Raw genomic sequence first — 24,848 nt, forward strand, 5'->3', positions numbered from 1 at the left:
TTGATTTGAACGTTGATTTTGAACGCGGAGAGTTACGAGCCGAAGCCCTTCTCCTTCAGGTACTTGCCGAGCTGGTCGGCCAGCGCCGCCCACATCGGATCGTCTTCCGAAAGGTGCGCCCGAGCCGCGTCGACGAGGACAACGACCCGGTTTCGAGGGGTGGCCGCCCCGTTGATCCGGGGCGACCACAGCTCGTAGGTGAGGCGCTTCGACCGCGCGGGATCCTTGCCCGGCATCACGCGCCCTTGTTGAGGTGCGCGAAGAACGGGTTCGTGTCCGCAGCGGGTTCCGCTTTCGGCTCGGGCGCGTCGATCTGCCGCTGCCCGCCACCGGCCTTCAGCTCCTTCAGGCGCTGCCGCTCGGCCTCCTTCTCGGCCCGCTTCTCGGGCAGTTCCTCGTAGCTGCGCCGGTACCGCGCGCTGTACGCGGTGAGCTGGACGATCACGTCCTCGAGGTCCGCGACGACCTTCGCGAGCGGCCGGACCGTGTGCTTTGCCCGCAGCTTCGCCTGGAACGGCAGGTCACCGGGCAGCTTGTCGGCCTCCATCAGGTCGGCCTCGATCTCTGCGAGCAGGGCCTTCGACTCCGCCAGCAGGGGGGCGAGGTACTGCCTGCGCTGCTCGATGAACACCCTTCGCTTCTCCGGGCCTTCCGCGAGCAAGTCGGGCGTCCACACTCCCCTGCGCGGCTGCTTGTCGTCGCTCATCAGGGCTTCTCCTCTGTCGGGTTGGGCATTCGGGGTCGGCACCGATTCGGGCCTGGGGGGGCGTTCCCGCTCGGGGGTGGGAACGGACGATCGGCCTGCCGGCCGTGGCCGTCACCGGTCCGCGCTCGGGGTGCGAGCCGGACCGGTGACGACCATGAGCGGCAGGTGGATCAGGACAGGTACTTCTCCGCGTCCGACGGACGCAGCAGGCCAGCTTCCTTGAGCAGGCGCACCGCCCGGTCCTGGTTGACCCGGAGCTGGGTGCGCACGCGCGAGACGTTGACGAAGCCGTCGTCCTCGCGCGGGAGCTCTCGTACGGCGGGCAGCAGTTCGGCGTCCGTACGAGCCGGGGTGGCCGTACCGGTACGCCCGGCGCTGTCCGTGCCGCCGGTACGCGGGCGGCCGTTGGCCGTACTGGTACGGACGGCGGAAGCACCGTTCGCCGGGGCCGTACGAGCGGTGACCGTACTGGTACGCGTCCCGCCGTCGTACACCGCCGCACTGGTACGGCCGGAGTGCTCCGTACTAGTACGGCCCGCCCCCGAAGGGGCGGCCTGTACGTCGCTTGTACGGCCGCTGTACGCGCTGGTCACGCCCGCATTCACCCCTGCCGGGACGCGAGCGGGCGCGCCGTTGCGTACAGGCTCCGTACGAGCCGCGCCGGGGACCGTACCAGCGGGCGGCGTACTAGCCGCCGCGCCGTACGAGCCCGTACCGGCCGGAGTGGTACGCGCGTGCTGCGTACCTGTCGCGCCGTCCGTACGAGCGGCCGTACTGGTACGTCCGTCCGTACCGGACGCGGTGTCCGTACCACCGTGGCCGTCCGTACCGGCGTCGTGCATCAGGGAGTGGACGCGCCAGATGACGGCCACGAAGATCAGCACGACGAAGGTGGTCAGCGGCCACGGCGCCGCCTCGCCCGGCTTGACGAGGTGCGCCTGCTCGGACAGGTGGTAGATCACGTTCGCCGATGCCATCAGCGTCAGCGCCGCCGGGATGTCCCGCCTGGCGCGGAACGCCGTCACGCAGTACACGTCCAGCGATACCGGCAGCAGCGGGGCAACGTACGCGTTGATCCCGACCATGCGGGCCAGCTCGTACTCGCCGGAGGCGGCCAGCCCGACGCCGGCGGCCAGCGCGATCCACGGCGCGGTCCTCCACGCCTTGCGCCCGAGCCGCTGACGCCAGCCCCGAAACTTGGAGGTGGCCTTCTTGGCCTCCCGGGCCTCTTCCAGCATCCGGCGGGCGCTGGCCTCAGCAGCCTTCGCCCGCTCGATGGTGCCCTTGGCCTTCTTCTCCGCCTCGCTGGTGATGCGGTCGGCCTCCTTCTGCGCCGTCTCCCGCAGTTGGGCGGCGAAGGTCGTCGCCTCACGGCGGAGCCGCTCGCGCTGTTCCTCGCACGCCTTGCGCAGGCTGGCGAGGTCGGCGTCCAGGGCGGCGCGCTTCTCGGCTGCCTCCTTGTCGAACGCCTCGCCCATCACGCGCAGCTCCTCGCGCAGTTCGGCGCGGGCCTTCTCCGCCTCGCCATGAGCATCGGCGACGGCCTGGTCCGCCTCGCGCCGACGGGAGTCGGCGGCGGCAACGGCGTCGGTGTAGAGCTTCTCGCCCTCCGCCCGGCGGGCGTCGTAGGCGGCGGCCGCCGTCGTGGCCAGGCTGGTGATGCGCTCGTGGGCCTGGTCCACTTCGCTCTGGGCGGCGGCCCGCAGCTGGTCGGCCTGCTCCTGGGCGCGGGCGAGGATCGCCGCGGCCTCCGCGCGGCGGGCGGTGACCAGCTCGCCGATCTCCGCCAGGTCGGCCTCCACCAGGCGGCGCATCTCGGTGACCTGCGTGCGGGACAACTCCTGGTCGGCAGCCGCCTGTTCGGTCAGATCGGCAACCTGGACGCGCGCCTCCTTCAGGAGGGAGTCGGCGCGGTCGCGGGCCTCGGCCAGGAGCCGGTCGGCCTCGCCGCGCGCGGCCTCCACCGTCTCCTTGGCCTCCGTGCGCTGGGCGGTGGCCTCCTGGTCGGCCGTCTCGGTGATGCCCTCGGCACGCGTGCGAGCCTCGGACAGCATCTGCGCGACCTGCTTGTGCGCGGCGGCGACGGTGCGCGCGGCCTGGCCTTCGGCCTCCGTCTGGAGGGCGGCGGCTTCCTCACGGGCGAGGTCGACGATGTCGGCGGCCCGGTCCCGCAGGTCTGCAGTGCGGTCGACAGCGTCGACCATGTGGGGTTCGGGCTCGGGGAGCACCGCAGTGTCGGTGGCCTCGGGCTCGGTGGAAACGGCCGCCGACCTCGCCGCCTTGGCGCGCGCGCCGCGGGGCTTCGGGGCCGCGGTCTGGCCCCGGCGGCGTTTGGTCTTGGTAGCCACGGGGGTGTCCTCTCTTTCGGGCGCCTCCGTGCAGAAGGGGCACCGTGGATCGGTGGCGGTCGGTAGGGTCGTGACCAGGCCCTTCGAGGCCCCGGCAGCGCTAATGCCGGGGCCTCGGAGGGCCGTCTGCGTGGAGCAGGCGGTCAGCGCTGGGCGGGCAGCGCGGCGGTGTCCTGCGCGAGGTGCTGGCGCAGCCAGGCGACGGCGGCCGGGGTCAACGCCCCGGTGTCCGGCTCGCTCAGCGGTGCGGTGTCGATGTCGTGCATCGCGTCGGCCGGCGGGAGCAGCCGCATGTAGTCGGGGTCGATCCCGGCGCGGGTCCGGTTGCCGCTCAGCTCGGTCAGGTCGTAGAGGACCTTGCGGGTGTCGGCGTGCGGCCAGGACCGCTCCACCCGGCCGACGAAGGTGTGGCCGTTCTTGCCGAGCCAGAACCGTTCGGCGTCGCGGACCAGGACGATGTCGCCCTGGGTGTAGGTGACCGTGGGGCGGGTGGCCTGCGTCTGGGGCTGGGTCACGTGCTCTCCTCACATCGCGTGCACCGGCGCGAGGGCCGGCGGGTCCGGACTGCCCGGCTCCCCGTCACCGCCCGTCCCGGCCGCCGTGGTCGGCGGGCGGTGCGGGCGGATCAGGCAGCCGTCAGGCCAGCGCGACGATGGGCCGGTGCGGGGCGACGACCCGGCCGTCGGGGAGCAGCTCGCCGGTGTCCTCGAAGAGGACGACGGCGTTGCAGAGCAGGCTCCAGCCCTGCTCCGGGTACGCGGCCACGACGTGCGCGGCCTCCCGGTCCGGGCTGTCGGCCGTCGGGCACTTCGGGGTGTGCGTGCACAGCGAGCCCGGCTGCCGGGTGGTGGCGCCGGTGGTCGTCGCGGTGTCGAACTGGGTGCTGCTACGCATGGGCTCTCCTGCGGGGGAGGAAGCGGTCCCGGGATTGTTCCGGGCTGGAGACGCGCGAGTGGACCGGCTGCCCGTCGTACGGACAGCTGGTCCCTGGGGGTGTTGCGGAGCGGGCCGGAACTTGCCCGCGGGTCCCGCGCGGCGGGAGTCAGGCGGTGCGCTTGCGGGCGGTGCGGCGCCTCATCCGGCGCCGCTCGTCCTCGCTGAGTCCGCCCCACACGCCGTCGTTCTGCCCGGACTCCAGCGCCCACTGCAGGCACTGCTCAATCACAGGGCAGCGGCGGCAGACCGCCTTGGCCTCCTCGATCTGCAGGAGCGCCGGCCCGGTGTTGCCGATCGGGAAGAACAGCTCGGGGTCCTCCTCCCGGCATACCGCGTTGTGCCGCCAGTCCACACCGGACCGGTAACCGGCGGCATGGGCCGAGGAGATCGGGATGATGTACTGCATGCAGTCCTCCAAGTTCGAAAGAAGGAGGGGCCCGGGCCGGGTCGCTGAAGGGCGCGCGGTGCGCGCCTGCCTGCCCGGGGCCCCGGTGTCACGCCGCTGAGAGGGTCAGCGCCGCTGCTTCGACTGCCGCGCAAGGTAGGCGTCCTGGAGCCGCTCGAACGACTCGCCCAAACGCCGAGCCTTCTCGCAGAGCGCGTCCGCCGAGCAGCCGGTGCAGGTCTCGCCGTGCTCGCGCAGGGCCGCGTGGGCCGCCATGTACCGGGCGTACAAGTCGTCCGGCGTCGACGCGGTCATCGGCGGGGGTCGTCCTGCGACCGCCGGTTCGCCTCCCTGACCCGCCGCGACAGCTCCTCACGCTCCTGATCCGTCAGCAAGAACCGGTCCACGCCTGTCACCTCCCGCCGGAGGCCACGCAGGCCTCGCGGACCAGACGGTCCGACGTGGTCCACACCGAACCCACCGCGAACGGCTCAGCCCCCGGCCGCAGCACGTCACGGACGATCACCGCCCACCGCGCCGACCGACGCCGCAGCAACACCCGGGCCTGCTCCGGCTCACGGACCACAGACAGGACCTCGAACGCACCGTCCACGTTCTGGTAGATCGCACCCGGGGCCCGCGGCCCGATCTGCTCCTCCACCACCCGGCGCAGCGCCTCGTCGACGACCGGGTCCGGCACAGCCGTGTGCGGCTGCTGCGGATGCGGCCGGACGTGCTCGGGGGCGGGCTCATCGCGGCCATCGCGCTCGTGCGGCGGGGGCCGCCTCCGCAACGGCGGCCGCTCATCGACGGACGACGGCAGAAATGTCATGCTGGCGTGCATCAGGTCCTCCAGTCAGGTCCTGGACAGCCCCACGGGCCGCAATCCCAAGGGCTGTCGCGATCACTCCCCACTTGGGGAGCTGACTGCTTGTACGAGCAGCCACGGCCCCGGCCACCCCTCTGCGGGGTGGCCGGGGCCGTGGTCGTTCGTCGCGGGGTCAGGCGGCCGACGTAGCCGGAGCCTTCCGAGCGGCGTACTGCTTGCCCAGTTCGGCCTGCCGCCGGTCGTGCGCTTGCACGTTCTGCGGTGCCAGCGGGAGCTGCGGGCCGCGGAACTCGGAGACCGTTCCCGGCGCGCGCTGCGCACAGCGGTTGTTCGCGGCTTCGACCGCCTTGCCGCCGTGCCGGGCCCACTGCGCCTTGCGGACCGCCGGCGCCGACTGTTTCCGCTCGGTGCGTCGCGCCTGGCGGTCCTGCTCCGCGCGGGCTGCGCGGCGGGCGGGTTCCTGGTTGAGCGCGAGGACGTAGCGGCGGGCCAGGACGCCGCCGTCCGTGCAGTGCTGACCGCCGACGCACCGCGTGCAGCCCCTGCGGTGGGCGAGATAGGACTGGCGGGCCGTTTCCAGCGTGACCTCCGCCGTGATCCGGGAGACCGGAGCGGCCGGGGCCGGGAGCGGCTTGTAGAACTGCTGGGCGGCGCGGCGGTTCTCCTGCGGCATCGCGTCGCGCAGCAGCCGGTTCTGCCGGGCCTGCCAGCGCTGGACGTCGATGTCGATGACCACGAGCTGGTCGCTGCCGGGGCAGGTGACGTGCTTCTTGCCCTCTGCGACCTTGTCGGAGATGCAGTGCTCGCGGATCTTGAGGACCTTGTCGCCCATGATCCGGCGCCAGGTGCGGCAGTCGGGGCAGGCGATCGACTTCGCCTCACCCGGCCTGACGTTGTAGTCCTCCGGGGCCATGCTGCTGAGCTTGAGCGCCTCACGGCGGTTCGTGTTCTTGGTCCGGACGCGGCCGGGACGCTTGCGGGGCATCGGATCCTCCTGACCTGGGGTCGGGTTCGGGTGCGGGTGCTGCCTTCTCTGCCGCGCCAGGCCGGCCTTTCAGCAGGTGGGTCCTGGCGGACAGACAGCGCAGCAGCGCCGTTCGAGGTGGATCAGGTGGAGCTATGAAGTACAGGTCGGCCGGGGGAGCTCGGCTCACCCCACTGCCGCCGCCCCCGAAGAGGCGTTCTCCTGCTGTTTTGCGATCAAGCGGTCAGGATCTGCCCGCTTCGACCGCCGCCACCGAAGTGGCGACGATGGGAGCCGTCAGAGCCAGAAGGACTTGGTCAGGCCGCGAGCGGCAGGGGCGCCGCGGTGGCCGGCGGCGTGATGCGCAGCTGCGCGGCGTAGGGGAGGAGCACGTCGACCAGTCGCTCGCGCACCAGCTCGGCGGCGGTGGAGTCGGTGGTGACGATGTCGCGGGCGGCGAGCATTCGGTTCTCGCGGGCCTCGATCGCGGCGATGGCGGCGGTAATGTCCAGGCCGTCCGGCCGCTCGTGGGAGAGGGGACCGTCCTCGTACATCTCCAGCGGCGTACCGAAGGCGACGTCCAGGTCCAGGCCTGCGAAGTCGGGGAGCGGCACCTCCACCGCCTCCAGGAGAGCGAGCGTCTCAGCGTCGAAGTTCTCGGTAACGAGGCCGACGGTGGAGCGGCTGGTGGCGTTCATGGGCTGGAGCTCCCTTCGGTAGGCGCCCACGCAGAGGCGGGGCAGGTGCATCCGCAGGCCAAATAAGCGCCTTCTGGCGGTTCATCCCTCGCGAGGCGGAACGCCTTGGACGGTAGTAGCACTGAGAGTGCGAGTCAACACTTTGAATGCTACCTAGCACTTCTACTTTAGATGTGAGAATGTGTGCATGCTTACGCGACGTGGAGAGGGAGACTTCGTGGCCGGCGGATACGCACTGGTGGTGCGCTTCACCCTGCGAGACAGCTCGGCAGCCTTGCAGTTCGACGACCTGGTCGCCCAGACCATCGAGGGCATCCGCACCGAGGCCGGCACGCTCGTCTACGCGGTGCACACGCCGGTGGACGAGCCCCTGGTCCGGGTCTTCTACGAGCTGTACGCCGACCGTGACGCGTTCGAGGTGCACGAGGACCAAGTCCACACGCAGCGCTTCCTCGCAGCCCGCGAGGTGCTCCTGAGCAACGTCGAAGTGACGTTCCTCAACGAGCTGGAGGACCTGAGCAAGCGCCCCGGAACGGAGCAGTCGTGAAGCCGACCGGTAAGGACGTCGATCCGCAGGATCGTGCTTTCGGGCAGCGCGTCCAGAGATTCCGGAAGGAACGAGGGCGCACGCAAGCTGAGTTGGCTGCAGCGCTCGGGAAGACCAGCAGTTGGCTTTCCCAGGTTGAACGGGGTGTTCAGCCCGTCCAGCGCATGGACCTGCTCCAGCAGATCGCGGACGAGCTGGGTGTGTCCGTCCAGCAGTTGCGTCCCAGCGCTCCCGCAGACGGGCCATCACAGGCACCCACCGCTCAGTCGCTTTCCAACGATCTGGACGAGACCCGGCGACTGCTTTCCGGCCACCCGGCGCTCCACACTCTGCTGGCCGTCGGCCGTGACGACCCCGGAACGATGCGCACCGTCGAATCCCTGCGGAGCGACGTCGATGACCTCTGGGACCTGACCCACGCAGGTCAGCTCGCGCAGGTCAGCGCCCTCGCGGTACAGCTGCTTCCCGAGCTGGAGCGGACAGTTCGGACGGCTCCCATCAAGCACCAGGCGGAGCTGTACCTGCTGCTGTCCCGGGCCTACCAGGCCCTGTCCGCAGCGTTCGTACGACAGGATGAGGCGGATGCCGCCTGGGTAGCCGCCGACCGCGCGGTCTTCGCAGCCGAGCGATCCGGCGACCCTCTGCACGTCTGCGCCAGCGTGTTCCGCATGGTGCAGGCGTTCGTACGACTTCGCAGCCTTGGACAGGCCGAACATGCTGCCCAAACCGCGATCGGCGCACTGGGCGAGCAGACCAGCCAATCGTCGGAGTCCCTGTCCGTCCTCGGTTCCCTGCATCTGGCTATGGCTCTCGTCCGAGCCCGCGCCAGTGCGCGAACAGAGGCCAAGGAGGAGATCGCCAAGGCTCGCGCCATCGCCGCGCAGCTTGGAGAAAACCGCAACGACTTCAATCTGGAGTTCGGGCCGGTCAACGTCGAGATTCAGGCGGTCAGCACCGCCGTGGACCTGGGAGACGCTGGCGAGGCGCTGGACATCGGCCTCACCATCGACGCCGCCGAACTCTCGCCCGAGCGTCAGGGCCGACTCCTGATGGACCTGGGTCGCGCCCACGCGCAGAGGCGCCACGGCGGCGAAGCTCTCGACTGCCTGCTGCGCGCTGAGGCCATCGCCCCCGAGATCATCCAGACCCATCAGGCCGCCCGCGCAGCCATCCGCGAGCTCGTCCTGGTGGCGGGGCCAAACGCGTCGCGCGAGCTGCTGGAACTCGCCGAAAGAGCTGATGCCCTGGACTAGTTCGGATCCCTCCTGGCCGTCGCCGTGGTGGTCGATAATCACTGGTCTGCACCCCCTACCAACCCTGTCGTTGTGTAGGGGCAATCACACCGGCGGCGGCGAGGGTGGAACATCACAGAGGCTTGTCGAAGTCTGTACACAGCTTCATTCACGGGTTTTCAACATCCACGTACACATGGGATTTGGAGCCCGAGCCCTAGGCTCGCGGCCATGACGATGACGGAGGGGCACGGGGTGGGGAAGCAGCGAGCAGGGTGGCGGCCAGACCGGCTGCGCGAGCAGCGGGAGGCTCACGGCCTGACCCTGGAGAAGGCCGGAGAGCGGCTACGAGAGGTCGCTGAACAGGCCAATCTGAAGGGGATCCCGGCCGCGAATCCGCAGACTCTTTGGCAGCATGAGCAGGGCGAGGTCTATCCCGGGCCCCACTACCGCCGTGCTTACTGCCTCCTGTACCGGGCCACCGAGCCCGACCTCGGCTTCCGAGCCGCCCTGCCCGGCGAGGAAACGTCCTTCAAGCTCACGCCGATGGACGACCGCCTCAACGGCTCGCACGTCTTGGCGGTTGAGCGAGCCATTCACCGCATAGCGCCGGGCTCCGACGAAGCCGACCACTTCGACTTGCAGCAACGGATCATCGACGCGTGGAAGCGCCGGCACACGGGCGGCGACCCCCACCGTCCCGTACTCATCCTGGTCGGTGGCTTCGCCGGCAGCGGCAAGACCGAGCTCGCCCGCTTCTTCGTTCAGCTCACTGGCTGGCCGCTGCTCGACAAGGATCCGCTGACCCGCCCGCTCGTGGAGCGTCTCCTGGTCGCGCTGGGCGGCGATGCGAACGACCGGCACACCGAGCTCTACCGCGAAAAGGTCCGGCCCGTGGAGTACGACTGCCTGATGCAGTCGGCTATGGCCAACATCCGGTGCGGCATCTCCACCGTGCTGACCGCCCCGTTCATCTCCGAGATGACGGACCCGGCCTGGATGCAGCGCCTGTCCAACCGCGCGGGTGCGATGGGTGTCGACGTCTTCCCGGTGTGGGTGCTCTGCGACGAAGAGTCGATGCGCGAGTACATCGGATTCCGCTCAGCTGCCCGGGACGCCTGGAAGCTCCAGCGATGGGACGAGTACATGGCCACGATCGACCTCGAGCTGCGCCCGGCGGTGCCGCACCTGGTCGTCGACAACCGGCTGGGAACCGCAGTCACACTCGCGGACCAGGCCCGGCAGGCGATGGGAGCGATGTACGCATGATCCCGAAGCAGGGCGTGCTGCTGTATGGTCCACCAGCCGCCGGGAAGGACACCATCACCGCGGCCCTCACCGAGTTGAGCCCGCGGTACGCGCAGTTCGCGCGGCTCAAGGTGGGAACAGGCAAGTCGGCCGGCTATCGGATGGGCACGGCGGAGCAGCTGCGCAAGCTGAAGGCCGCAGGCGGCGTCGTCTACGCGAACCACCGGTATGGCAACACGTACGTGATCGACGCGCCCGGCCTGGACGCGGCGTTTGAGTCCGGGGTACCGGTGGTGCACCTCGGGCAGGTCGAGGGCATCCGGGCCCTGGTCGGCGGCTACCCGGCGGAGTGGTCGGTGGTGCAGCTGTGGTGCCCGCGCGATGTGACCGAGCAGCGCTCGGCGGGGCGCGGCGACCGCGACACCGCGGCGCGCCTGGCGGCGTGGGATGCAACACGCGAGGACCTGGACAGGCACCAAGGCATGGTCTGGGACCTGACGGTAGACACCACGGCGGTGTCGCCGCAGGACGCGGCGCAGCTCATTGACCAGCTGCTGGCGCAGCGGGCGGGAGCGGCGACGGCGTGAGCGCGGGCTACGGCTGGGCGAGTCGGTCCAGGGCGTCGGTGAGCGTAAGTTCACTGGCGTCCTTGACGTCGTCCCACCGTGCCAGCGTGGACGCGGCCGCGCGCAGCATCTCCGGCGGCAGGCCGGCAGCCGCGAGGGCGTCGGCAGCTTCCTCCAGCTCCGGGCCCCAGCGCCAGGCGCGCTCCGCAGTCTTGGTTACGTACTGCGGCTCGGCGAGATACGAGTCGGTGCGTCGGGAGGCAACCTCGATGAGCTCTTGGTCGACTCCGTGCTCCCGTGCCATGCCGACCGCGAGCGCCACCAGCACCCGGCTGGTCTTCTGGAACGACGCGTACGCCAGCTTCAGTGCGGACGCCTTCCCGACCTGCGTGCCCAGCGCCGCGGTTTGGACGGCGGTGCCCGCGAACAGTGCCTCGATCCGCTCGGTCGCGGAGGCCGCGCCGGACAGGTACAGGGTCGGCGTCTTGCCGCCGACCGGCGGGGAGCCGACGACGCCGCCGTCCACGACGTCCGCGTCCGGCTCGAGCAGCGCGGCGATCCGCTGCGCCCGCTCGGGATTGATGGCGTTCGCCTCCACGTACACGCCATCGAATGGGTGCCCGGCGACGTCGCGAGCCAGGTCCTCGGCAGCGGCTGGCGGGCAAAGGCTGATGACGATGTCACTGCGGTCCAGCAGCTCGGCCAGCGTGGCCACGGACGTCAGCCCGAACTGGGCGGCGCGCTCCACGGACGCAGGGCTGCGCCCGGCCTCACACCACAGGACCGCGGCCGCGTTGGTCGCGGCGCAGGCGGCAACGGCGGCGCCCATGCGGCCAGGGTGGAGAATGCCGACGGTCGGCTGGTCCACGGTGTCACTCCGAGGTCTCGGTGAGCAGGATGGTGATGGCGTCGGTGACGTCGTCGACAGCATGGTGCGCGGCGCGGAGTCCGTCGGGCCAGGGCCGACCGCGCAGCCAGATGGTGCGCAGACCGGCCTGGTGACCGCCGCCGATGTCTCCGGCCGGGTTGTCACCGACCATCCAGCCACTGTCCTCGAGGCTGACCCCGCACCGGACGGCTGCGAGTTCAAAGAGACGCCGGTCCGGCTTGCGGATCTCCAGGTCACCCGAGACGGCAACGCCGTCGACCAGGGAGGCGAGGCCGGTCGCGGCCAGTTTCGTGCGCTGAATGTCACCGGCCCCGTTGGTGATAACACCGATCGTCCACGCCGCCGCGCGCAGACGGGCCAGGCCCTCGAGGACCTCGGGGCGGCAGGTGACGGCGGCCGCCATGAGGTCGACGTACTCCTGCCACAACTGCTCGGCTGGCACCGCCAGTTCGCAGGCTCTCTTCAGCCGGACGAAGTCGCGCGGGTTCGCGCGGTCGGCCAGGTCGGCGCGCAGTCGCTGTTCAACGTCCTTGTCGAAGTCGTGCGCGCGGCACAGCTCGGTGATGGCATCACTCAGGGCGGTCTGCCGGTCGACAAGCGTGCCGTCCAGGTCGAAGAGCACGAATCGGGCCACGGGCCAGAACCGTACCGGGTGCCGCGCGACCGCGGCGCACCGCGTCGCCGCCCGGGGGCCCATAGCCGAGGCCATGCTCGCGCGCTACGAGCAGGTGCTGGGGGAGGCTGCGGCGGAGAACGGGTGTGCCAGATGGACGGGGGCGTCGTGCCGCGGCCTGCTCGGGGTGTCGGTGGTGCGCTGTTGTGGCGTGGTGCCGGCGTGTCTGGGTGTGAGGGCGGCGAGTGCGGCCTGGAGGGTGGGCTCGGCGGGGCTCCAGCCTGGCGGGATGGTGAGGCGGAGGCGTTGGTGCGGCTCGGCGCCGACGCGGCGGGGTTTGCAGTCGAGGACGGGTACAAGGCCTCGCGTCGGGCTGTGCAGCAGGACGGGCTTGCCCGCGCTGACGGTGTGGATGAGCTCCTGCCGAGCAATGGGGCCGAGGGTCTGCTCGCGGGGGTCGCGGCGGCGGTCTCGGTGGAGGCCGATGACGACGAGGCTGTCGAAGGTGTCGGCCGTGGCTGCCCACTGCTCGAAGTAGTCGACCGCCGGGTCGAAGACGTCCCGGTACTGGACGAGCTCGATTCCGTCGGGGAGTTCGTCGCGGATGCGGTCGACGCGGTGCGGCCAGGTGGGGCGGTCCTGGACGGCGGGTGGGGCGCTGAGGTAGATGCGGACGGGCTGGCCGGCGGGGCGTGCGGCGGCGAGCTGGCGCATGCCGGTGACGTACGCGCGGCGGCGGGAGGGCTGGGCGTAGCTCGTGGCCAGCTGGTCGGGCGTTTGCATGGTGATCATCATGCCGTGGGTGGGTGTCGGGTGGCGTGGTGGCCCGGTCGTGTGGTGGAGCTGTCGGTGTGTCAACTGTGCCCGACGGGGCGGCGACACGGTATGGGGCGGCGTGCGCCTGGCGGGCGCTGCGGGGGTAAGGTGATCTCGCATATCCCCCATACAGATCTATGCCCCGTGACCTTAGGCAAGCCACGGGGCAATCGCGCGACCTATAAGGACAAGGAAGGTCACGTCATGGGTCAGGGTACCCGTACTCTCCGACAGGCATTCGCCGAGGCACCCCCGGCCGTGGCAGCGATGACGTGTGCGTCGCTCCGGCTGGCGGGTGCCTGTGCTGTTTCTCGACTTCCGTGCCGGTCCGGGCGCGGGTATGCCTCGGCCCCCGAGGGGGTCGAGATGAGGTAGTGGATGCGGGGCGGCCTATCTGCCGCCCGGGCCCGGCCCCTCGGTGATGCCAGTCACCTGGGCTCGGCGCCCTTCAAGTCTCCGGTTCCGGCCTGCCAGGGCCCCCCGGAGGAGTCGTCCGCCCCGGTGCCACCGGCTGCGGACGGTTCAACTTTTTCGTTCGGTTCCGGTCGAACGCGAAGCCCGCGCGGGGCTTCGTCGTGCTATCGAGGCTCCGCCGCGACAACAGGAGCCAGTTTGCCGTACCGCCAGGCCTTTTTCCAGCCCACTTGTGCCCGTTTGGCCCATATTTGGGTGTGTGTAGCGGGTCACTCTGCCCTCGGTGCGCGGGCAACTCGTCGCGTTGGGGCGCCTTGTTGCCCTGCCGCGGTCGTGTCGCGGACGCGGGCGGAAGGCGGGGAGAGCCCACGGCGCAGACCCGGTCCGCAGGCTGTTCCAGTCTCGGACCCAGGCGCTGCCCCTCCTGCGCCCGGCGGCGGGGAGCCGGGGGCTGCTGTCGGCTCCGCCGCCGGTCTCCCCGGTTCTGCCGCCGGCCGGCGGGTGCTGCCCGGCTCATACACGAGGCGGCGCGACGTGGACGAAGCCGGCGGCTGTCGGGTTGTGCGCGCCATCCCGCCAGCCGGGACGGGTTCGGGATTCGTATCGCACCGTGCGGGAGCCTCGGGGGTGATCGCGGCTGAGCGATCTCTGTCCACAGGCCGTCCGGTGCAGGGTCGGCAGATGGATGACGAGACGCGGGCCCTGGCCGCTCCCCACGGGGGTGTCCGTTTTGGCGTGTACACCGGCCCGATGGCGACACAGACGTTGCTGAGATGTTCGGCCCTTGCGGTGTCTACCGCTCCTGCCAAGGTGGTGGGCCGGTGAGTGCTGTCGTGGGCTCGATGGTCGCGCCGGCGGGTGTGGTTCGTCGGCAGCGGGTGCGGGTGCCGATGCGTCTGGTCTGGTCGCCGTACTACCAGGACGTGGCGCTGTCGGTGTACGTGAAGGTGAAGGCGCTGGCGTCGCGGCCGGAGGGCTGCCAGGCACGCACGGAGACGATCGGCTCGTATCTGGGGCTGTCGGTGGCGTCGGTGGAGCGCGGGATGACGCAGCTGCGTCGTCCGGGCCCGGACGGTGTGGTGGAGCTGCACTCGGAGCGCCGCACGCTGCCGGGCGGGACGGGGCAGTCGGCGGTACGCACGGTGCGGCCGATGTTGCGGGAGGAGGCGTTCGTGTGGCTGCCGGTGGCGGCCGCGGAGGACCTCACGCCCCGGCAGCTTCGGGTGTACGCGCTGGTGGCGTATGCGCAGGCGCAGGGGATTGCGTTGACGGAGGCGGAGCTCGCCTCGTGTCTGCGGCACCACTCGGGCAAGAAGGCCGGCGAGGCGCTGTCGGTGACGGCGGCGTCGGCGGTCGTGGACGAGGTGGAGGCGGCGTGCTGGATGACGGTGCAACGGCGCGCGGGTGTACGGGGCCGGAACCGGTACATCGCGCACGACCTTGCTCCGGAGGCCCGTACAGATGTCCCGGCCGACGGCTTCGGTGCTGCTGCTGAGGTGGCTGGGGCGGCTGTGGGCAGCGGTGCTGAGGGGGCGATCAGTTCCCAAGTTGGTGAGGGGTCGGGTTCCCCGGTTGGTGAGGGATCCCTCGCGAATAGGGAAGTACCTATGACTGACTCACCTGATGACGGACGCGCGTTCTTCTCACCCGCCGTAGGCGAGGTACAGGTGGGTAAGGCGGGTCGGCCTGTGGAAAACCCGGCCGGCGGTGACGCTGCGGCTGCCGCGGGCAAGGGTGGTCTCGCGCTTCGCGCGGGTGGACAGAACCAGCCCTCGCCCTCGAAGCCGAGGAACCGCAGCAGCCGCAGCAAAGCCGGGGCCCGGTCGTACGACGGCCCGCGGCTGGCGATGAACGCGCACATCTACGCCGTGCTGGAGCCGGTCCACGTGCTGCTGGAGCAGGTGAACGTCTTCGTGGCGCGGAAGGTGGCCCGGGAGGTGGGCCGCCAGCTGCGCGAGGGGACCGCCCCGGAGCGGCTGCAGCACCGGCTGACCGTCCGGCTGGCCAAGGTGTTGCTCTCCGACATCCGGGACCCGGGCCGCTGGCTGCTGGGGGTGGCCCTGCCCCGGTGGGGCTGCGGCTACCAGGACTGCGAGGCCGGTGTGGTCTGGCGGACCGGCGCTGCGTGCGAGATCTGCGCGGAGGTCGTCCAGGACAAGGCCGCCGCCCGGCAGCGCAAGCAGCGCCTCGCCCAGGGCCTGTGCCCCGAGCACAACACCCGTCCCGGCCCGCCGGGGCAGTGCGACACGTGCGAGCTGGACGACGCGATCGCCAGGCCGGCCCCGGCCGTGGTGGTTCAGCAGCGGGTGCCGGACGGTCCGCCGCGCGGTGACTGCGACGACTGCGGGGTGCGGATCCTGCTGACCGGCCGGGCCCTCGAGGACGGCCTGTGCAAGCTGTGCCGCGAGGAAGCCGCCACCCTGGCCGACGACCAGGCGCCGGTTTCCGGCGTGCGCGCGGAGCGGGCTTGCTCTGGCCGGGACGGGCAGGCGCCGTGCGGCCGCACGCCCCTGCCGAGCCGCAGCGTGTGCGCCCGCCACCGGGTCCAAGAGCTCGCCGGGGCAGTGGCCTGATGTCCCCGGAGCGCCGTGACTGCGGCTGCGCAACGCGGTCCCGTTGCTACTGGCGGACCCGTCGGTCGCCGGGCTGAAGGACGCCCCCAAGCTGGCGGCGGGGCTGGCAGCAGGGACCATGGAGGTGGCGGCGCAGGCGGCGCTGACCCGGCTGGCGGGCATGCCGGAGCGCTGGCGCCCCCGTAGCCCAGGTCAGACTCGGGACGGGCCGGCTGCCGAGAATCGCCGACGGCGCCCTCGACGGCGACACGGCCGAGGTGGTAACCGAGTGAGGAGCAAGCCGGGCGGCATGGCCCTCGCGTACGGGGCCCTCCGGCCCAGGTCTGGGCCGATCGCGGATACGCCAGCACCCTCGTCAACTGGGCCGACGAGCGTCTGAAAGGTCACTTTGCGGCCGGTGTCCCGGCCCAAGGGGGCCAAGGGCTTCGTCGTGGTCAAGCGCAGGTGGAAAGTGGAGCGGTCCATCAGCTGGTACATGCAGGCCCGACGCAACTCACGCGACTACGAACGCCTCATCCAGCACTCTGAGGCCCACATCAACTGGGCCTTCATCACTCTCATGACCCGCCGCCTCACCCGCTCCAACAAAGCCCAACAAGCCCTTGGACGGCGCCGACCGCGAGGTCTGCCGTCCCCTTATCGGACACGGGCATGCAGATGCATGTCATGCCAGCCGTCTGCATGCAGCATGGCCTTGCGGCGGACGCCTTCTTGGGTGAACCCGGCCTTTACTGCCACTCGGCAAGACGCCGGATTGGCGGCCGAGTGACCGAGTTCGAGGCGGTGGAAGCCCGCCTCGCCCAGCGCCCAGTCGGTCACCGCCGTGACCGCGCGGGAACAGACACCGGAACCACGTGCTGAAGGCGCGGTCCAGTACGAGATCTCAGCCTGACCACCCATCAGGATCACCGACGAGAGGGAGACCCGGCCCAGCACTGTGTCGCTGTCATCGTCAACGACAGCCCAGTTCGCGCCCGTCTCGTCCTGCCAGCCTCGCTGCCATTTCTCGATCCACTCCTGAGCTTCTTCCTCAGAATCTGCCCGCCGATGATGCCATTGCTGGATCGCCGGGTCCTGGAAGACCTTCACCACGGCCGCGGCGTCCTTCGCCAGCCAGGGCCGCAGCAGCAACCCGCCTGCCACCGGCAATGACGGCTGAGCAGACCCAGCAAGACAACCAGCAGACATCAGCGGAGCGACCAAGACAGGCATAGCAACATCATCTCAACTGGCGTCACGACGCAGACGAGCAGCCCCGGACTGCACTCAACTCAGTGCATCACACAAACAAAAAGGGACTCAGGCCGCGGGCGGCTGGCTGGAGGGCGTGGCCTGATCGGCGGGCTGGTCCAACTGCTGCTGGCGGCGCCGCTGCTCGTTGCGGTGCGGTTCGACGCGCTGGGTGAACACCTTCAGCGCCTCGCCCTCGCGGCCGTTCCCGTACTCGCTGTACGGGCCGATGTCGAGCCGGACGGCGTTGGCCTCCTCCTCGATGGCGCCGGCGGCCCGTGCCGAGGCCGAAGCGTAGGCCGCCGTCGAGCGGGAGCGGGCGGCGGTGCGGCAGGCCGTAGCGTGTGAGGACTGCGGTCGGGAACGGTCGGCCGGGCTGTGCGCGGCGTGCGGCCACCGGCGGCAGGTCGAGGCCCTGATCGGCGAGGCCGGTCTCCTCGCGGCCGCTGGGTCGGCCGACCCGACCGACCCGGTCGCCGTCGCGGCGTCGCCGCCGAGGTCCGTACGGCCATCGAGAACGCCATCGCCGCCGAGGGGGCCCAGTTCCAGAAGATCGCCGCCCCGGCGGCCCTGGAGGCAGCCGGCCCGGACGCCGTCGCGCACAACGCGTTCCTGGCCTCCGAGAGCGCGGCCGCGGAGTACCGGCAGGAGGCCCTGGTGATGCTCGGCCGCGGCGAGGAAGCCCAGGCCGAGGCCCGCAAGGCGTACGCGACCGAGCTCGCCAAGCCCTGGCACCGGGCTCTGCCCGACAGCAACGATGCCCAGCGCGCCGCGACCGAGGCCGCCCCGCCGCGCGGGCACAGACCCGCACCGCCGAACACCTGCTCGCCGTGCGGCGGGAGCAGCTGCGCCGCGCCGGTCCGGCCCGCGCCGCGCTCGCAGCGCCTGCCCGAGCTCGCCGCCCGCTGGACGGCGAGATCCTGGAGGTGATCGCGTGAACGCCGTCCCGGAGATGCCCGGCGTCGACCTCGCCCGCCAGGCCCGGCCCGCCGCGACCGGCCGCGCACTGGAACAATCCCCTTGGTGACCACCCCATCCCGTGACCGCGCGCTCGGGCGCGGCGTCTCCGCGCTCATCCCCCCGGCCGGCGCCGGGTCCGCCACCGACCGGGCCACCGCCGCACTCGCCGCCCTGCGCACCGTGCCTGTGCATGTCGGCGTGCTCCAGGCCGCCGTGGTGCTCCTGGAGGAAGAGCAGCCCGGCGCCGATCCGGCCCGCGCGGCCGCCATCGAGTCGACCGTGGCCCTGCTGCGGACCGCCATCGGCCAGGCCGCCGACGACTTGGGCCCCAGCCCCGGCCGGGCAGGCTGAGCGGGCGGCCCGCGCCGCGGCCGCAGGCGTGTCGGCCCGCGCAGGCCTCCGGTCCAGGCCAGACTCGGGCCCATGGCACGGGAGATGGACCACGACGCCGCCGAGCGCATCGCGGAGGCCGCCGAGCGGGACCCGGAGAGCCCTACCGCAGTCTCGGGGTTCGACGAACGGGCCGCGGCCGCCGCCGACCGCAACGCCGACGACGCGTACGACGACGAGGACCCGTAGGCCGGCCCCGGGGAACAACGGCACGGCGGTCGGCTGCAACTGAACGCCGCCCGTACGGCATGTACGGAGGCATGAGGACACCGCGCCCCCTGCGCGCCTACCGGCAGCGCACTGCACGCAACAGGCAGCTGAAGCAGCGCCAGACTCTGCTGGAGCGGCGCCGGGTGCAGGCTCACCGGGTGAGAGTTGCCCAACGCCGGGGCATGGCCGCGCTGATCATCTCAGGGGCTGGCGTGCTGCTGGTCGTACTGCCGTGGCTGATCTGGAAAGGCCCCTACGTCCTCGATGCCGCACACCTTGACGAGAGCGAACTGAAGAAGGGGTCGGCAGCCCTTGTGACCGGCCTGCGGACCGCCGTCGTCGCGTTCGCCGCCGCCCTGGGCGCCGGCATCGCCCTGTTCTACACGGCCCGCACCTACCGCCTCACCCGCCGCGGCCAGATCACCGACCGGTTCACCAAGGCCCTCGAACGCCTCGACTCCGAGAAGATCTACATCCGCATCGGCGGCATCCTCGCCCTCGAACAGATCGTCCAAGACGCTCCCGACCAAGCCGCCACCGACGCCGCCCGTGTCCTGGGCCACTTCATCCGCCACCGCACCCTCCACGCCGCGCCCCCTCCTGCCCCCGAGAGCTCCGGCAACCAACCGGCAGCCGAACCGCTCCCCCGCGAACCGGCAGCCGACATACAAGCAGCCCTCACCGCCCTCACCCGCACCGAATCACGCACCCACGTCGACCCCCGCGAAAAACTCGCCCTTCACGGGCTCCACCTCGCCGGCGCCCGACTCATGCAAGCCGACCTCACCGACGCCGACCTGGGCGGGGCGACGCTCACGAGGGCCGCCCTGGGCGGGGCGACGCTCACGAGGGCCACCCTGTACGGGGCCAGGCTCAGTAATGCCGAGCTGCGTTGGGCGAAGCTCGAGGGGGCCATCCTGGACGGAGCGACGCTCGACGGGGCCACCCTGGACGGGGCAACGCTTAAGGGGGCCACCCTGGACGGAGCGACGCTGACGAATGCCACCCTGCGCGGGGCGACGCTCACGGGGACCTACCTGAGCGGGGCGACGCTCACGAGGGCCGACCTACGCGGAGCCGACTTAGAAAGCGTACGCGGCTTGTCTGCATCGCAAGTCGTGCAGGTTGTAACTGATAGGCACACCAAGCTGCCTGCAGCCTTCTATCCGTCGACCCGGGCAGCCGCCGCTACGTGATCTGCGGCGGGGCTGAAGACGACCGGCCCGCGCCCCCCCAGAGCAGTCCCGCCGCCTGCGGCTGTGCCGATGTTCCCTCCGGGCCGTCTCCCCGGACCGGGCACGGCTCGCCCGTGGTTCCCGGATAAGCTCACTTGTTCGGGTTCCAGGACGTCCGCGAGGCCTGGCAGCTGTCACAGTTATGCCCATTACTGTGACAGCGCATGTCAGCGCGTTGGAGGCGATCAGATGCGGCTCGCGGGGTACATCCGGGTGTCTACGTGGGCGCTTGCCAGGCCGGACACTCCGGCCGTGTCTCAGGTGCGCACCGCACCCGCTGCCGCCTCGCCGAGCGCGGCGCCCTCACCGCCGCGCGGGACGGACCGGCTGGTGCGCACCGGCCCCGTCCCGCGCCGCGCGAGCTCCCGCCCAGCTCCAGTCCGGCCGCGCTCGGTAGCTCCGCAGGTACCCGATCCGGCGCCGCGGCGGGCCGAGGCGCTTCCGGCGCCCCGGCCTGTGCAGCCCCGCCGTGCACCCCGTACGGTCCCTCCGGTGCCGCGCCCGCCGCCCTGCCCGCGCGCGGCGATGTCGCCGGGGGTGGTGTGCACCTGGGCCCGTGGCAGTGGCGTGGACCCGGCCGTGGTGGCCGCGTGCCGCCAGCAGATGCGCTACGTCAGGTGATCGTCAGTCGATGGGGCCGCGCGCTGTATCGCCGCGGACCCTCACCTCGGCACGGGGCCGAGCCGGTGCCTCGGCGGCCGCCCGCGCGGCCCGGGTGTCAGGCGGCGGTGTAGGTGACGGGGGTGTCCTTGCACTGGCCGGAGGCGAAGACCGCGATGGCGTCCAGCTCGGCGGGGTCGGCGGCCAGGTCCCAGCGCAGCTTGGTGGACACCCACTCCGCGACGTAGCGGCAGTGGGCGCCGGGCAGCGGCGGCAGCCACTCGGCCGGGTCCTGCTCCCCCTTGGAGCGGTTGGTGCGGGCGGTGACGGCCACCAGCGAGGCCGGGGCACTGAGGTCGTTGGCGTAGGCCTCGCGGCGGGCCGCGCTCCAGGCGGAGGCCCCAGACGACCACGCCTCGGCGAGCGGGACCATGTGGTCGATGTCGAGCACCTTGGGGTCCTCGACTTCCTGCCCGTCGTAGTAGGAGCGCCACTCGCCGCCGGTCAGCGTGCAGCCGGCGCCCACCTTGGGTGCTTCGACAGCCTCGGCGATCAGCACTTCGCCGCGGGTGGTGCAGCCGTCCTTCAGCATGCCGCTGTTCCAGTGCTTGAAGGCGCCGCGGGTGTAGCCGGCGCGGTGCTCGGCGGCGGCCGGGAGGCGGTGCACGGCGTCAGCCAGCGTCGTGGTCTCCACCGAGGCGGCGGCCTGCGCAGGCGCCGCGGCCAGGAGCGGGACCAGGGACATCGAGAGCGCGGCCAGGCCGCGAACACAGTTCTTGATCACAAGGGTAGGCATAGCCGTCGCCCGGCCCGCAGTAGCGGCCTCCGACAGGCTGCTCACCAAGGTAGGCGAAGGTGTTCACCGCAGAAACGTTCGCGCCTACGCCGCATGCCTCGGCCGGGGTCAGTGTGCGCAGTTGTCCCGTGTCACCGGACCTTGACCGTTTGCCAACGGACCTTGATGAGAGCGAGGTAGTGTCAGCGAGGGTTGAGCAGCGCAGGTCAAGGAGACGCGATGTCCGAGCACACCTCCGACGATCTGCACTGCCCTCGCTGCGGTGAGCTGCCCGAGCCGCTCCTCTGCCTCGGCCACAAAGCCGACGGCACGCCCTCCACTGATACACCCGCTGCGATGCTCGCCCTCGAAGCCGAACTCGGTCTCGCCGACGACACCTGCCGCCCGGCCACCGGCACCACGCTCACCGACGCTCAGACCGCCGTGATGCTGCGTGCCATGTCCGACGACCCCGAACTGGGCACGGGCAACGGGGAACACGGGCGCTGACCAACGCCCACAGCGTTTCGAGGGCAATCGCTCAAGGTTCGGTGACACAGGACAGCAGCGCGTCAGCGGGCCAGCAGGGCAGCGGCGCGCTGCGCCAGTTCGCGGGCGGCGGGCACGGTCTCGTGCCGGGCCAGGCGGACGTGGAGGTCTTCGGCGGCGTCGCGGACTTTGACGGACTGGATGCCCTCGGCGCAGTCCAGGAAGTCGGTCCAGACGGCCAGGGCGCCGTCCAGGTCGCCCTGGCGTAGGTGGATGCCGCCGAGGTCGCCCAGGACGCTGGCGCGGGTACGGCGGCGGTCGAGCCCGTAGACCTCCAGGGCCTGGTGCAGGTGGGCGCGGGCTGCGCTCAGGTCGCCCATCTTGGCGAGGATCATCCCGGATGCGTAGGCCCAGCGGCCGATGGTGAAGTGGGAGGCCCAGGACTGCCCGGTGGGGGCGGTGGCGGTGCGCTCGATCTGTGTCTGGGAGGCGGCCAGGGATGCGGTGGCCAGGCGGTGGTCGCCGTCCAGGGCGGCGGCGTCGGCCAGGGTGGACTGGTAGTAGGCGATGGCGCGCGGGTCGCTGAGTTCGTGGGCGTAGGTCATGCACTTCTCGGCCAGGGCGAGGGCTTCGGCGCGGTGGCGCGGGCCGCGGGCGATGGCCTGCACGCTGGCTCCGCGCAGGGCGGTGGCGGCCAGTTCGGGCTCGCGGGCCTCGTCGGCCAGACGCCAGGCGTGGGCGTAGTAGGTGCGGGCGAGGTCCTGGTGGCGCTGATCGTCGCCCTCGTCCTGGGTCATCCAGCCCAGCAGGTGCGCGAGCTGGGAGGTGGCCGCATAGAGCTGACGTCCGGTGGCGGCGGTGTAGCGGCCCTTGAGCCAGGGGCCCGCGTTGTCGGTCAGGTAGGTGCGGGCGAGGTGGCGCACGTGGCCGCCGCCGTACTCGGCGGCCATGTCGCCGAGGGTGGTGACCATGGAGCGGATCGCGTCGACCTCGCCCTGCCCGACGCGGACGGCGGTAGCGTCGGCAGTGCGCACGCGGCGGGTGATGGCCTCGGCGTCGGGCACGCCGAGGAAGGCCAGGACGGTGCCGCCGGAGGCGGACTTCAAGAAGATCCGACGGTCCACGTCGCTCCTCCCCAGGGCCAGGACGGATTCCACGGTATCCGCGGTGACGGGCTCTGGGCTGGGGATGCGGGCGAGATGATCCGCAGGGAGCTCCAAGACACGGGCGACGGCGGGCAGCCACAGCTCGCCCGGCTTGCGCTCCCCGGCCAGGAGCTTGCGCGCGTACTGGCGGGACATGCCGCGCGGTCCCCGGCCCGCCGCCATGCTCAGCTCCCGGGCGAGTTTGGTCGGCCCCCAGCGGCGCTCCAGGCACACCTGCCTGATCAAGTGCGTGATCCGCTCGGTGTCCGGGGCCATGGCCAGCCCGCCCCCTTCCGCGGCTCGGGGTGGGTTACACGGGACTACACGGGGTTACATCGTGGGCCCTATGGGCCCCGGCCGACAGGGAGTTGACTCAATTGCACGCCCCCGAAGGCGCCCGGCCGCCCGGCCTGCTCCAGCCCGCGCCCGGGGGCGCGCGGCGGGCCCCGGCTCCGGCTCCCTGCCCGCCCCCCTCGGGGTCTGCCGCGACCCCCGTTGCCCTGCCCCGCTCAGGAGGCGACCGCCATGCCCCTGCACTTCCCGCACCGGCCGCGCCAGATGCCCGGGCCACCGTCGGCGGCGGCCGTGAACGGCGCACCGACCTGGACCGATATCGAGCGCGACGTGCGCCTGGGCCTGGCGCTGGCCGACGGGCGAGCCACCGGCGAGGTGGCCGACGTCCTGCGCGCGCGACTGCGCGGCTACCTCACCCTTCTCGTCGACGACGCCGAGGCCTACGCCGCCGCGCTCGCCGAGGGCCGCTCCAAGGACGTCGCGAGCAGCACCATCCGGCGCGCCCGCGTCCTGGTCCAGCAGCGCAGTCCGGAGACCGACCCGGCCACTCATCTGCGGCTGCTGAGCAAGGCCGTGGACTGCACCGCCCGCTATGCCGCCGCCGCCCGGCAGATCCGGCACCGGGGCCCATAGCGTCCCGGCCCGCCCGGTCCTCGGGCCCACCTCACCGAGCGGGCCGGGCCCCGTGGCGGCCCCGCCCGCGCACGCTCCGTTCGCCGCCGACGGCGGACGGCCCCCTACCCAAGGAGGCACCTCATGACCGACCTGCCCTTCGACACAGGGTGCCGGTAAGAATCGCGTCACCAGCCGCAAGCGAGCCTCGCGCCCCTGCGATGCCGTGGACCGGCCCTCGGGTTCCTGTCGTATCAGGGCAGGGCATCGCTGATGCCGCCCAGTCCCGCAATCACCGTGGGAAGACTTGGAATGCACGGGCGATCACTTGCCACGCTCTCCGTACCCAACGGAACCGCCCCACCTCCCGCAACGCAGCGCCGAGGCTGTCCAGCGCCGTGCCTTCGCGGTGCCGGTCGTCGAGCGCGCGGTAGATGGTGACGGCGCGGGTGTGGGCGTCGACGGCCTCGTCGAACCGCCGCATCTCCTGCAGCGCGATGCCGAGATTGTTGAGCGCCCCGGCTTCGCCGTGCCGGTCGTCGAATTCGCGGAAGATGGTGGCGGCGCGGGTGTGGGCGTCGATCGCTTCGTCGAACCGCCGCACCTCCTGCAGCGCGGCGCCGAGACTGTCCAGCGCCGTGCCTTCGCCGTGCCGGTCGTCGAGCTCGCGGCAGATGGCCAGATCCTGAGTGTGGGCGTCGATCGCTTCGTCGAACCGCCGCACCTCCCGCAGCGCGGCGCCGAGATTGTCCAGCGCCTTGCCTTCGCGGTGCCGGTCGTCGAGCTCGCGGAAGATGGTGACGGCGCGGGTGTGGGCGTCGATCGCTTCGTCGAACCGCCGCACCTCCCGCAGCGCGATGCCGAGACTGTCCAGCGCCGTGCCTTCGCGGTGCCGGTCGTCGAGCTCGCGGCAGATGGTGACGGCGCGGGTGTGGGCGTCGATCGCTTCGTCGAACCGCCGCACCTCCTGCAGCGCGATGCCGAGATTGTTGAGCGCCCCGGCTTCGCCGTGCCGGTCGTCGAGCTCGCGGCAGATGGTGACGGCGCGGGTGTGGGCGTCGACGGCCTCGTCGAACCGCCGCACCTCCTGCAGCGCGATGCCGAGATTGTTGAGCGCCCCGGCTTCGCCGTGCCGGTCGTCGAG

Annotated in this window: 29 protein-coding genes and 1 pseudogene; 12 read left to right on the forward strand and 18 right to left on the reverse strand. The window is 71.6% G+C overall.

What is annotated here, in order from left to right:
* Nucleotides 1-32: 32 nt before the first annotated feature.
* From IE330_RS13280 to IE330_RS13325, 10 genes are all read right to left on the reverse strand, one after another.
* Entirely contained in the window at nt 33-236 is a 204-nt protein-coding gene (locus tag IE330_RS13280) for a hypothetical protein (RefSeq protein WP_190136156.1), read from the reverse strand.
* Nucleotides 236-706 (reverse strand): hypothetical protein, encoded by a 471-nt coding sequence (locus IE330_RS13285; protein ID WP_190136157.1) that lies wholly within the window; start codon nt 704-706, stop codon nt 236-238. The genes IE330_RS13280 and IE330_RS13285 overlap by 1 nt, the downstream gene beginning before the upstream one ends.
* Before the next feature lie 170 nt (nt 707-876).
* Nucleotides 877-3,054, reverse strand: coding sequence for a hypothetical protein (locus IE330_RS13290; RefSeq protein ID WP_190136158.1), 2,178 nt, complete (start codon nt 3,052-3,054; stop codon nt 877-879).
* Nucleotides 3,055-3,197: 143 nt separating this feature from the next.
* Nucleotides 3,198-3,569 carry a hypothetical protein gene (locus IE330_RS13295; protein ID WP_190136159.1) on the reverse strand — a complete coding sequence of 124 codons (372 nt, stop codon included), beginning with the start codon at nt 3,567-3,569 and terminating at the stop codon, nt 3,198-3,200.
* Nucleotides 3,570-3,690: 121 nt separating this feature from the next.
* Entirely contained in the window at nt 3,691-3,882 is a 192-nt protein-coding gene (locus tag IE330_RS13300; RefSeq protein ID WP_308439002.1) for a DUF5999 family protein, read from the reverse strand.
* Nucleotides 3,883-4,096: 214 nt separating this feature from the next.
* The gene (locus IE330_RS13305; RefSeq protein WP_190136189.1) at nt 4,097-4,342 is read right to left on the reverse strand and encodes a WhiB family transcriptional regulator; all 246 of its coding nucleotides are present in this window, start codon (nt 4,340-4,342) and stop codon (nt 4,097-4,099) included.
* A 159-nt stretch (nt 4,343-4,501) separates the two neighbouring features.
* On the reverse strand, nt 4,502-4,690 hold the full coding sequence (locus IE330_RS13310) for a hypothetical protein (protein ID WP_190136161.1): 189 nt from the start codon (nt 4,688-4,690) through the stop codon (nt 4,502-4,504).
* Nucleotides 4,691-4,787: 97 nt separating this feature from the next.
* The gene (locus tag IE330_RS38885; protein ID WP_229925612.1) at nt 4,788-5,219 is read right to left on the reverse strand and encodes a hypothetical protein; all 432 of its coding nucleotides are present in this window, start codon (nt 5,217-5,219) and stop codon (nt 4,788-4,790) included.
* 157 nt (nt 5,220-5,376) lie between these two features.
* A complete protein-coding gene (locus IE330_RS13320; protein WP_190136162.1) occupies nt 5,377-6,189 on the reverse strand; it encodes a hypothetical protein in 813 nt (270 codons plus the stop codon).
* A 296-nt stretch (nt 6,190-6,485) separates the two neighbouring features.
* Nucleotides 6,486-6,866, reverse strand: coding sequence for a hypothetical protein (locus IE330_RS13325; protein WP_190136163.1), 381 nt, complete (start codon nt 6,864-6,866; stop codon nt 6,486-6,488).
* 217 nt (nt 6,867-7,083) lie between these two features.
* Here IE330_RS13325 and IE330_RS13330 point away from each other — a divergent pair, with 217 nt between their 5' ends.
* The 4 genes from IE330_RS13330 to IE330_RS13345 all read left to right on the forward strand — a co-directional run bounded on the left by IE330_RS13330 (nt 7,084) and on the right by IE330_RS13345 (nt 10,480).
* Complete coding sequence (locus tag IE330_RS13330) at nt 7,084-7,413, forward strand: putative quinol monooxygenase (RefSeq protein WP_190136164.1); 330 nt, start codon at nt 7,084-7,086, stop codon at nt 7,411-7,413.
* Nucleotides 7,410-8,666: a helix-turn-helix domain-containing protein gene (locus tag IE330_RS13335; protein ID WP_190136165.1), complete on the forward strand. Its 1,257-nt coding sequence runs from the start codon at nt 7,410-7,412 to the stop codon at nt 8,664-8,666. Before IE330_RS13330 ends, IE330_RS13335 begins: the two co-directional genes overlap by 4 nt.
* A gap of 210 nt (nt 8,667-8,876) precedes the next feature.
* A complete protein-coding gene (locus IE330_RS13340; protein ID WP_190136166.1) occupies nt 8,877-9,914 on the forward strand; it encodes an AAA family ATPase in 1,038 nt (345 codons plus the stop codon).
* A complete protein-coding gene (locus IE330_RS13345) occupies nt 9,911-10,480 on the forward strand; it encodes a phosphotransferase-like protein (protein ID WP_190136167.1) in 570 nt (189 codons plus the stop codon). The genes IE330_RS13340 and IE330_RS13345 overlap by 4 nt, the downstream gene beginning before the upstream one ends.
* A 7-nt stretch (nt 10,481-10,487) precedes the next feature.
* On the opposite strand, the gene IE330_RS13350 is transcribed toward IE330_RS13345, so the two are convergent.
* The 3 genes from IE330_RS13350 to IE330_RS13360 all read right to left on the reverse strand — a co-directional run bounded on the left by IE330_RS13350 (nt 10,488) and on the right by IE330_RS13360 (nt 12,744).
* On the reverse strand, nt 10,488-11,327 hold the full coding sequence (locus IE330_RS13350; protein WP_190136168.1) for an NAD(P)-dependent oxidoreductase: 840 nt from the start codon (nt 11,325-11,327) through the stop codon (nt 10,488-10,490).
* A 4-nt stretch (nt 11,328-11,331) separates the two neighbouring features.
* Nucleotides 11,332-11,982 carry an HAD family hydrolase gene (locus IE330_RS13355; RefSeq protein WP_229925613.1) on the reverse strand — a complete coding sequence of 217 codons (651 nt, stop codon included), beginning with the start codon at nt 11,980-11,982 and terminating at the stop codon, nt 11,332-11,334.
* An 84-nt stretch (nt 11,983-12,066) separates the two neighbouring features.
* Complete coding sequence (locus IE330_RS13360) at nt 12,067-12,744, reverse strand: hypothetical protein (protein ID WP_190136169.1); 678 nt, start codon at nt 12,742-12,744, stop codon at nt 12,067-12,069.
* Between the two features lie 1,268 nt (nt 12,745-14,012).
* Between IE330_RS13360 and IE330_RS13365 the strand changes: the two genes are divergently transcribed.
* Both IE330_RS13365 and IE330_RS38890 read left to right on the forward strand, forming a co-directional pair.
* Nucleotides 14,013-15,764: a hypothetical protein gene (locus IE330_RS13365; RefSeq protein ID WP_229925614.1), complete on the forward strand. Its 1,752-nt coding sequence runs from the start codon at nt 14,013-14,015 to the stop codon at nt 15,762-15,764.
* Nucleotides 15,765-16,085: 321 nt separating this feature from the next.
* Nucleotides 16,086-16,347: pseudogene (locus IE330_RS38890) on the forward strand (transposase); the annotation flags it as partial.
* A 53-nt stretch (nt 16,348-16,400) separates the two neighbouring features.
* On the opposite strand, the gene IE330_RS13370 reads toward IE330_RS38890, so the two are convergent.
* Entirely contained in the window at nt 16,401-16,976 is a 576-nt protein-coding gene (locus tag IE330_RS13370) for a GNAT family N-acetyltransferase (RefSeq protein ID WP_190136170.1), read from the reverse strand.
* An 87-nt stretch (nt 16,977-17,063) separates the two neighbouring features.
* The gene (locus IE330_RS13375; protein ID WP_190136171.1) at nt 17,064-17,597 is read right to left on the reverse strand and encodes a hypothetical protein; all 534 of its coding nucleotides are present in this window, start codon (nt 17,595-17,597) and stop codon (nt 17,064-17,066) included.
* A 54-nt stretch (nt 17,598-17,651) separates the two neighbouring features.
* On the opposite strand from IE330_RS13375, the gene IE330_RS13380 reads away from it, so the two are divergent.
* From IE330_RS13380 to IE330_RS13395, 4 genes are all read left to right on the forward strand, one after another.
* Nucleotides 17,652-17,924 (forward strand): hypothetical protein, encoded by a 273-nt coding sequence (locus IE330_RS13380; protein ID WP_190136172.1) that lies wholly within the window; start codon nt 17,652-17,654, stop codon nt 17,922-17,924.
* A 93-nt stretch (nt 17,925-18,017) separates the two neighbouring features.
* Nucleotides 18,018-18,305 carry a hypothetical protein gene (locus IE330_RS13385; protein ID WP_190136173.1) on the forward strand — a complete coding sequence of 96 codons (288 nt, stop codon included), beginning with the start codon at nt 18,018-18,020 and terminating at the stop codon, nt 18,303-18,305.
* Between the two features lie 72 nt (nt 18,306-18,377).
* Entirely contained in the window at nt 18,378-18,533 is a 156-nt protein-coding gene (locus IE330_RS13390) for a hypothetical protein (RefSeq protein ID WP_190136174.1), read from the forward strand.
* A gap of 203 nt (nt 18,534-18,736) precedes the next feature.
* Complete coding sequence (locus tag IE330_RS13395; protein WP_190136175.1) at nt 18,737-19,750, forward strand: pentapeptide repeat-containing protein; 1,014 nt, start codon at nt 18,737-18,739, stop codon at nt 19,748-19,750.
* A gap of 757 nt (nt 19,751-20,507) precedes the next feature.
* On the opposite strand, the gene IE330_RS13400 is transcribed toward IE330_RS13395, so the two are convergent.
* Nucleotides 20,508-21,185 (reverse strand): GmrSD restriction endonuclease domain-containing protein, encoded by a 678-nt coding sequence (locus IE330_RS13400; RefSeq protein WP_190136176.1) that lies wholly within the window; start codon nt 21,183-21,185, stop codon nt 20,508-20,510.
* A gap of 219 nt (nt 21,186-21,404) precedes the next feature.
* Between IE330_RS13400 and IE330_RS13405 the strand changes: the two genes are divergently transcribed.
* A complete protein-coding gene (locus IE330_RS13405; RefSeq protein ID WP_190136177.1) occupies nt 21,405-21,674 on the forward strand; it encodes a hypothetical protein in 270 nt (89 codons plus the stop codon).
* Nucleotides 21,675-21,736: 62 nt separating this feature from the next.
* On the opposite strand, the gene IE330_RS13410 is transcribed toward IE330_RS13405, so the two are convergent.
* Nucleotides 21,737-23,074, reverse strand: coding sequence for a helix-turn-helix domain-containing protein (locus IE330_RS13410; protein WP_229925615.1), 1,338 nt, complete (start codon nt 23,072-23,074; stop codon nt 21,737-21,739).
* A gap of 249 nt (nt 23,075-23,323) precedes the next feature.
* Here IE330_RS13410 and IE330_RS13415 point away from each other — a divergent pair, with 249 nt between their 5' ends.
* Nucleotides 23,324-23,725: a DUF6415 family natural product biosynthesis protein gene (locus IE330_RS13415; protein ID WP_190136178.1), complete on the forward strand. Its 402-nt coding sequence runs from the start codon at nt 23,324-23,326 to the stop codon at nt 23,723-23,725.
* 271 nt (nt 23,726-23,996) lie between these two features.
* Here the strand turns inward: IE330_RS13415 and IE330_RS39650 are convergent.
* A partial coding sequence (locus IE330_RS39650) for a tetratricopeptide repeat protein (protein ID WP_190136179.1) occupies nt 23,997-24,848 on the reverse strand: 852 nt, incomplete at its 5' end.

It is taken from the genome of Streptomyces longispororuber (assembly GCF_014656095.1).
Lineage (GTDB): Bacteria > Actinomycetota > Actinomycetes > Streptomycetales > Streptomycetaceae > Streptomyces > Streptomyces longispororuber.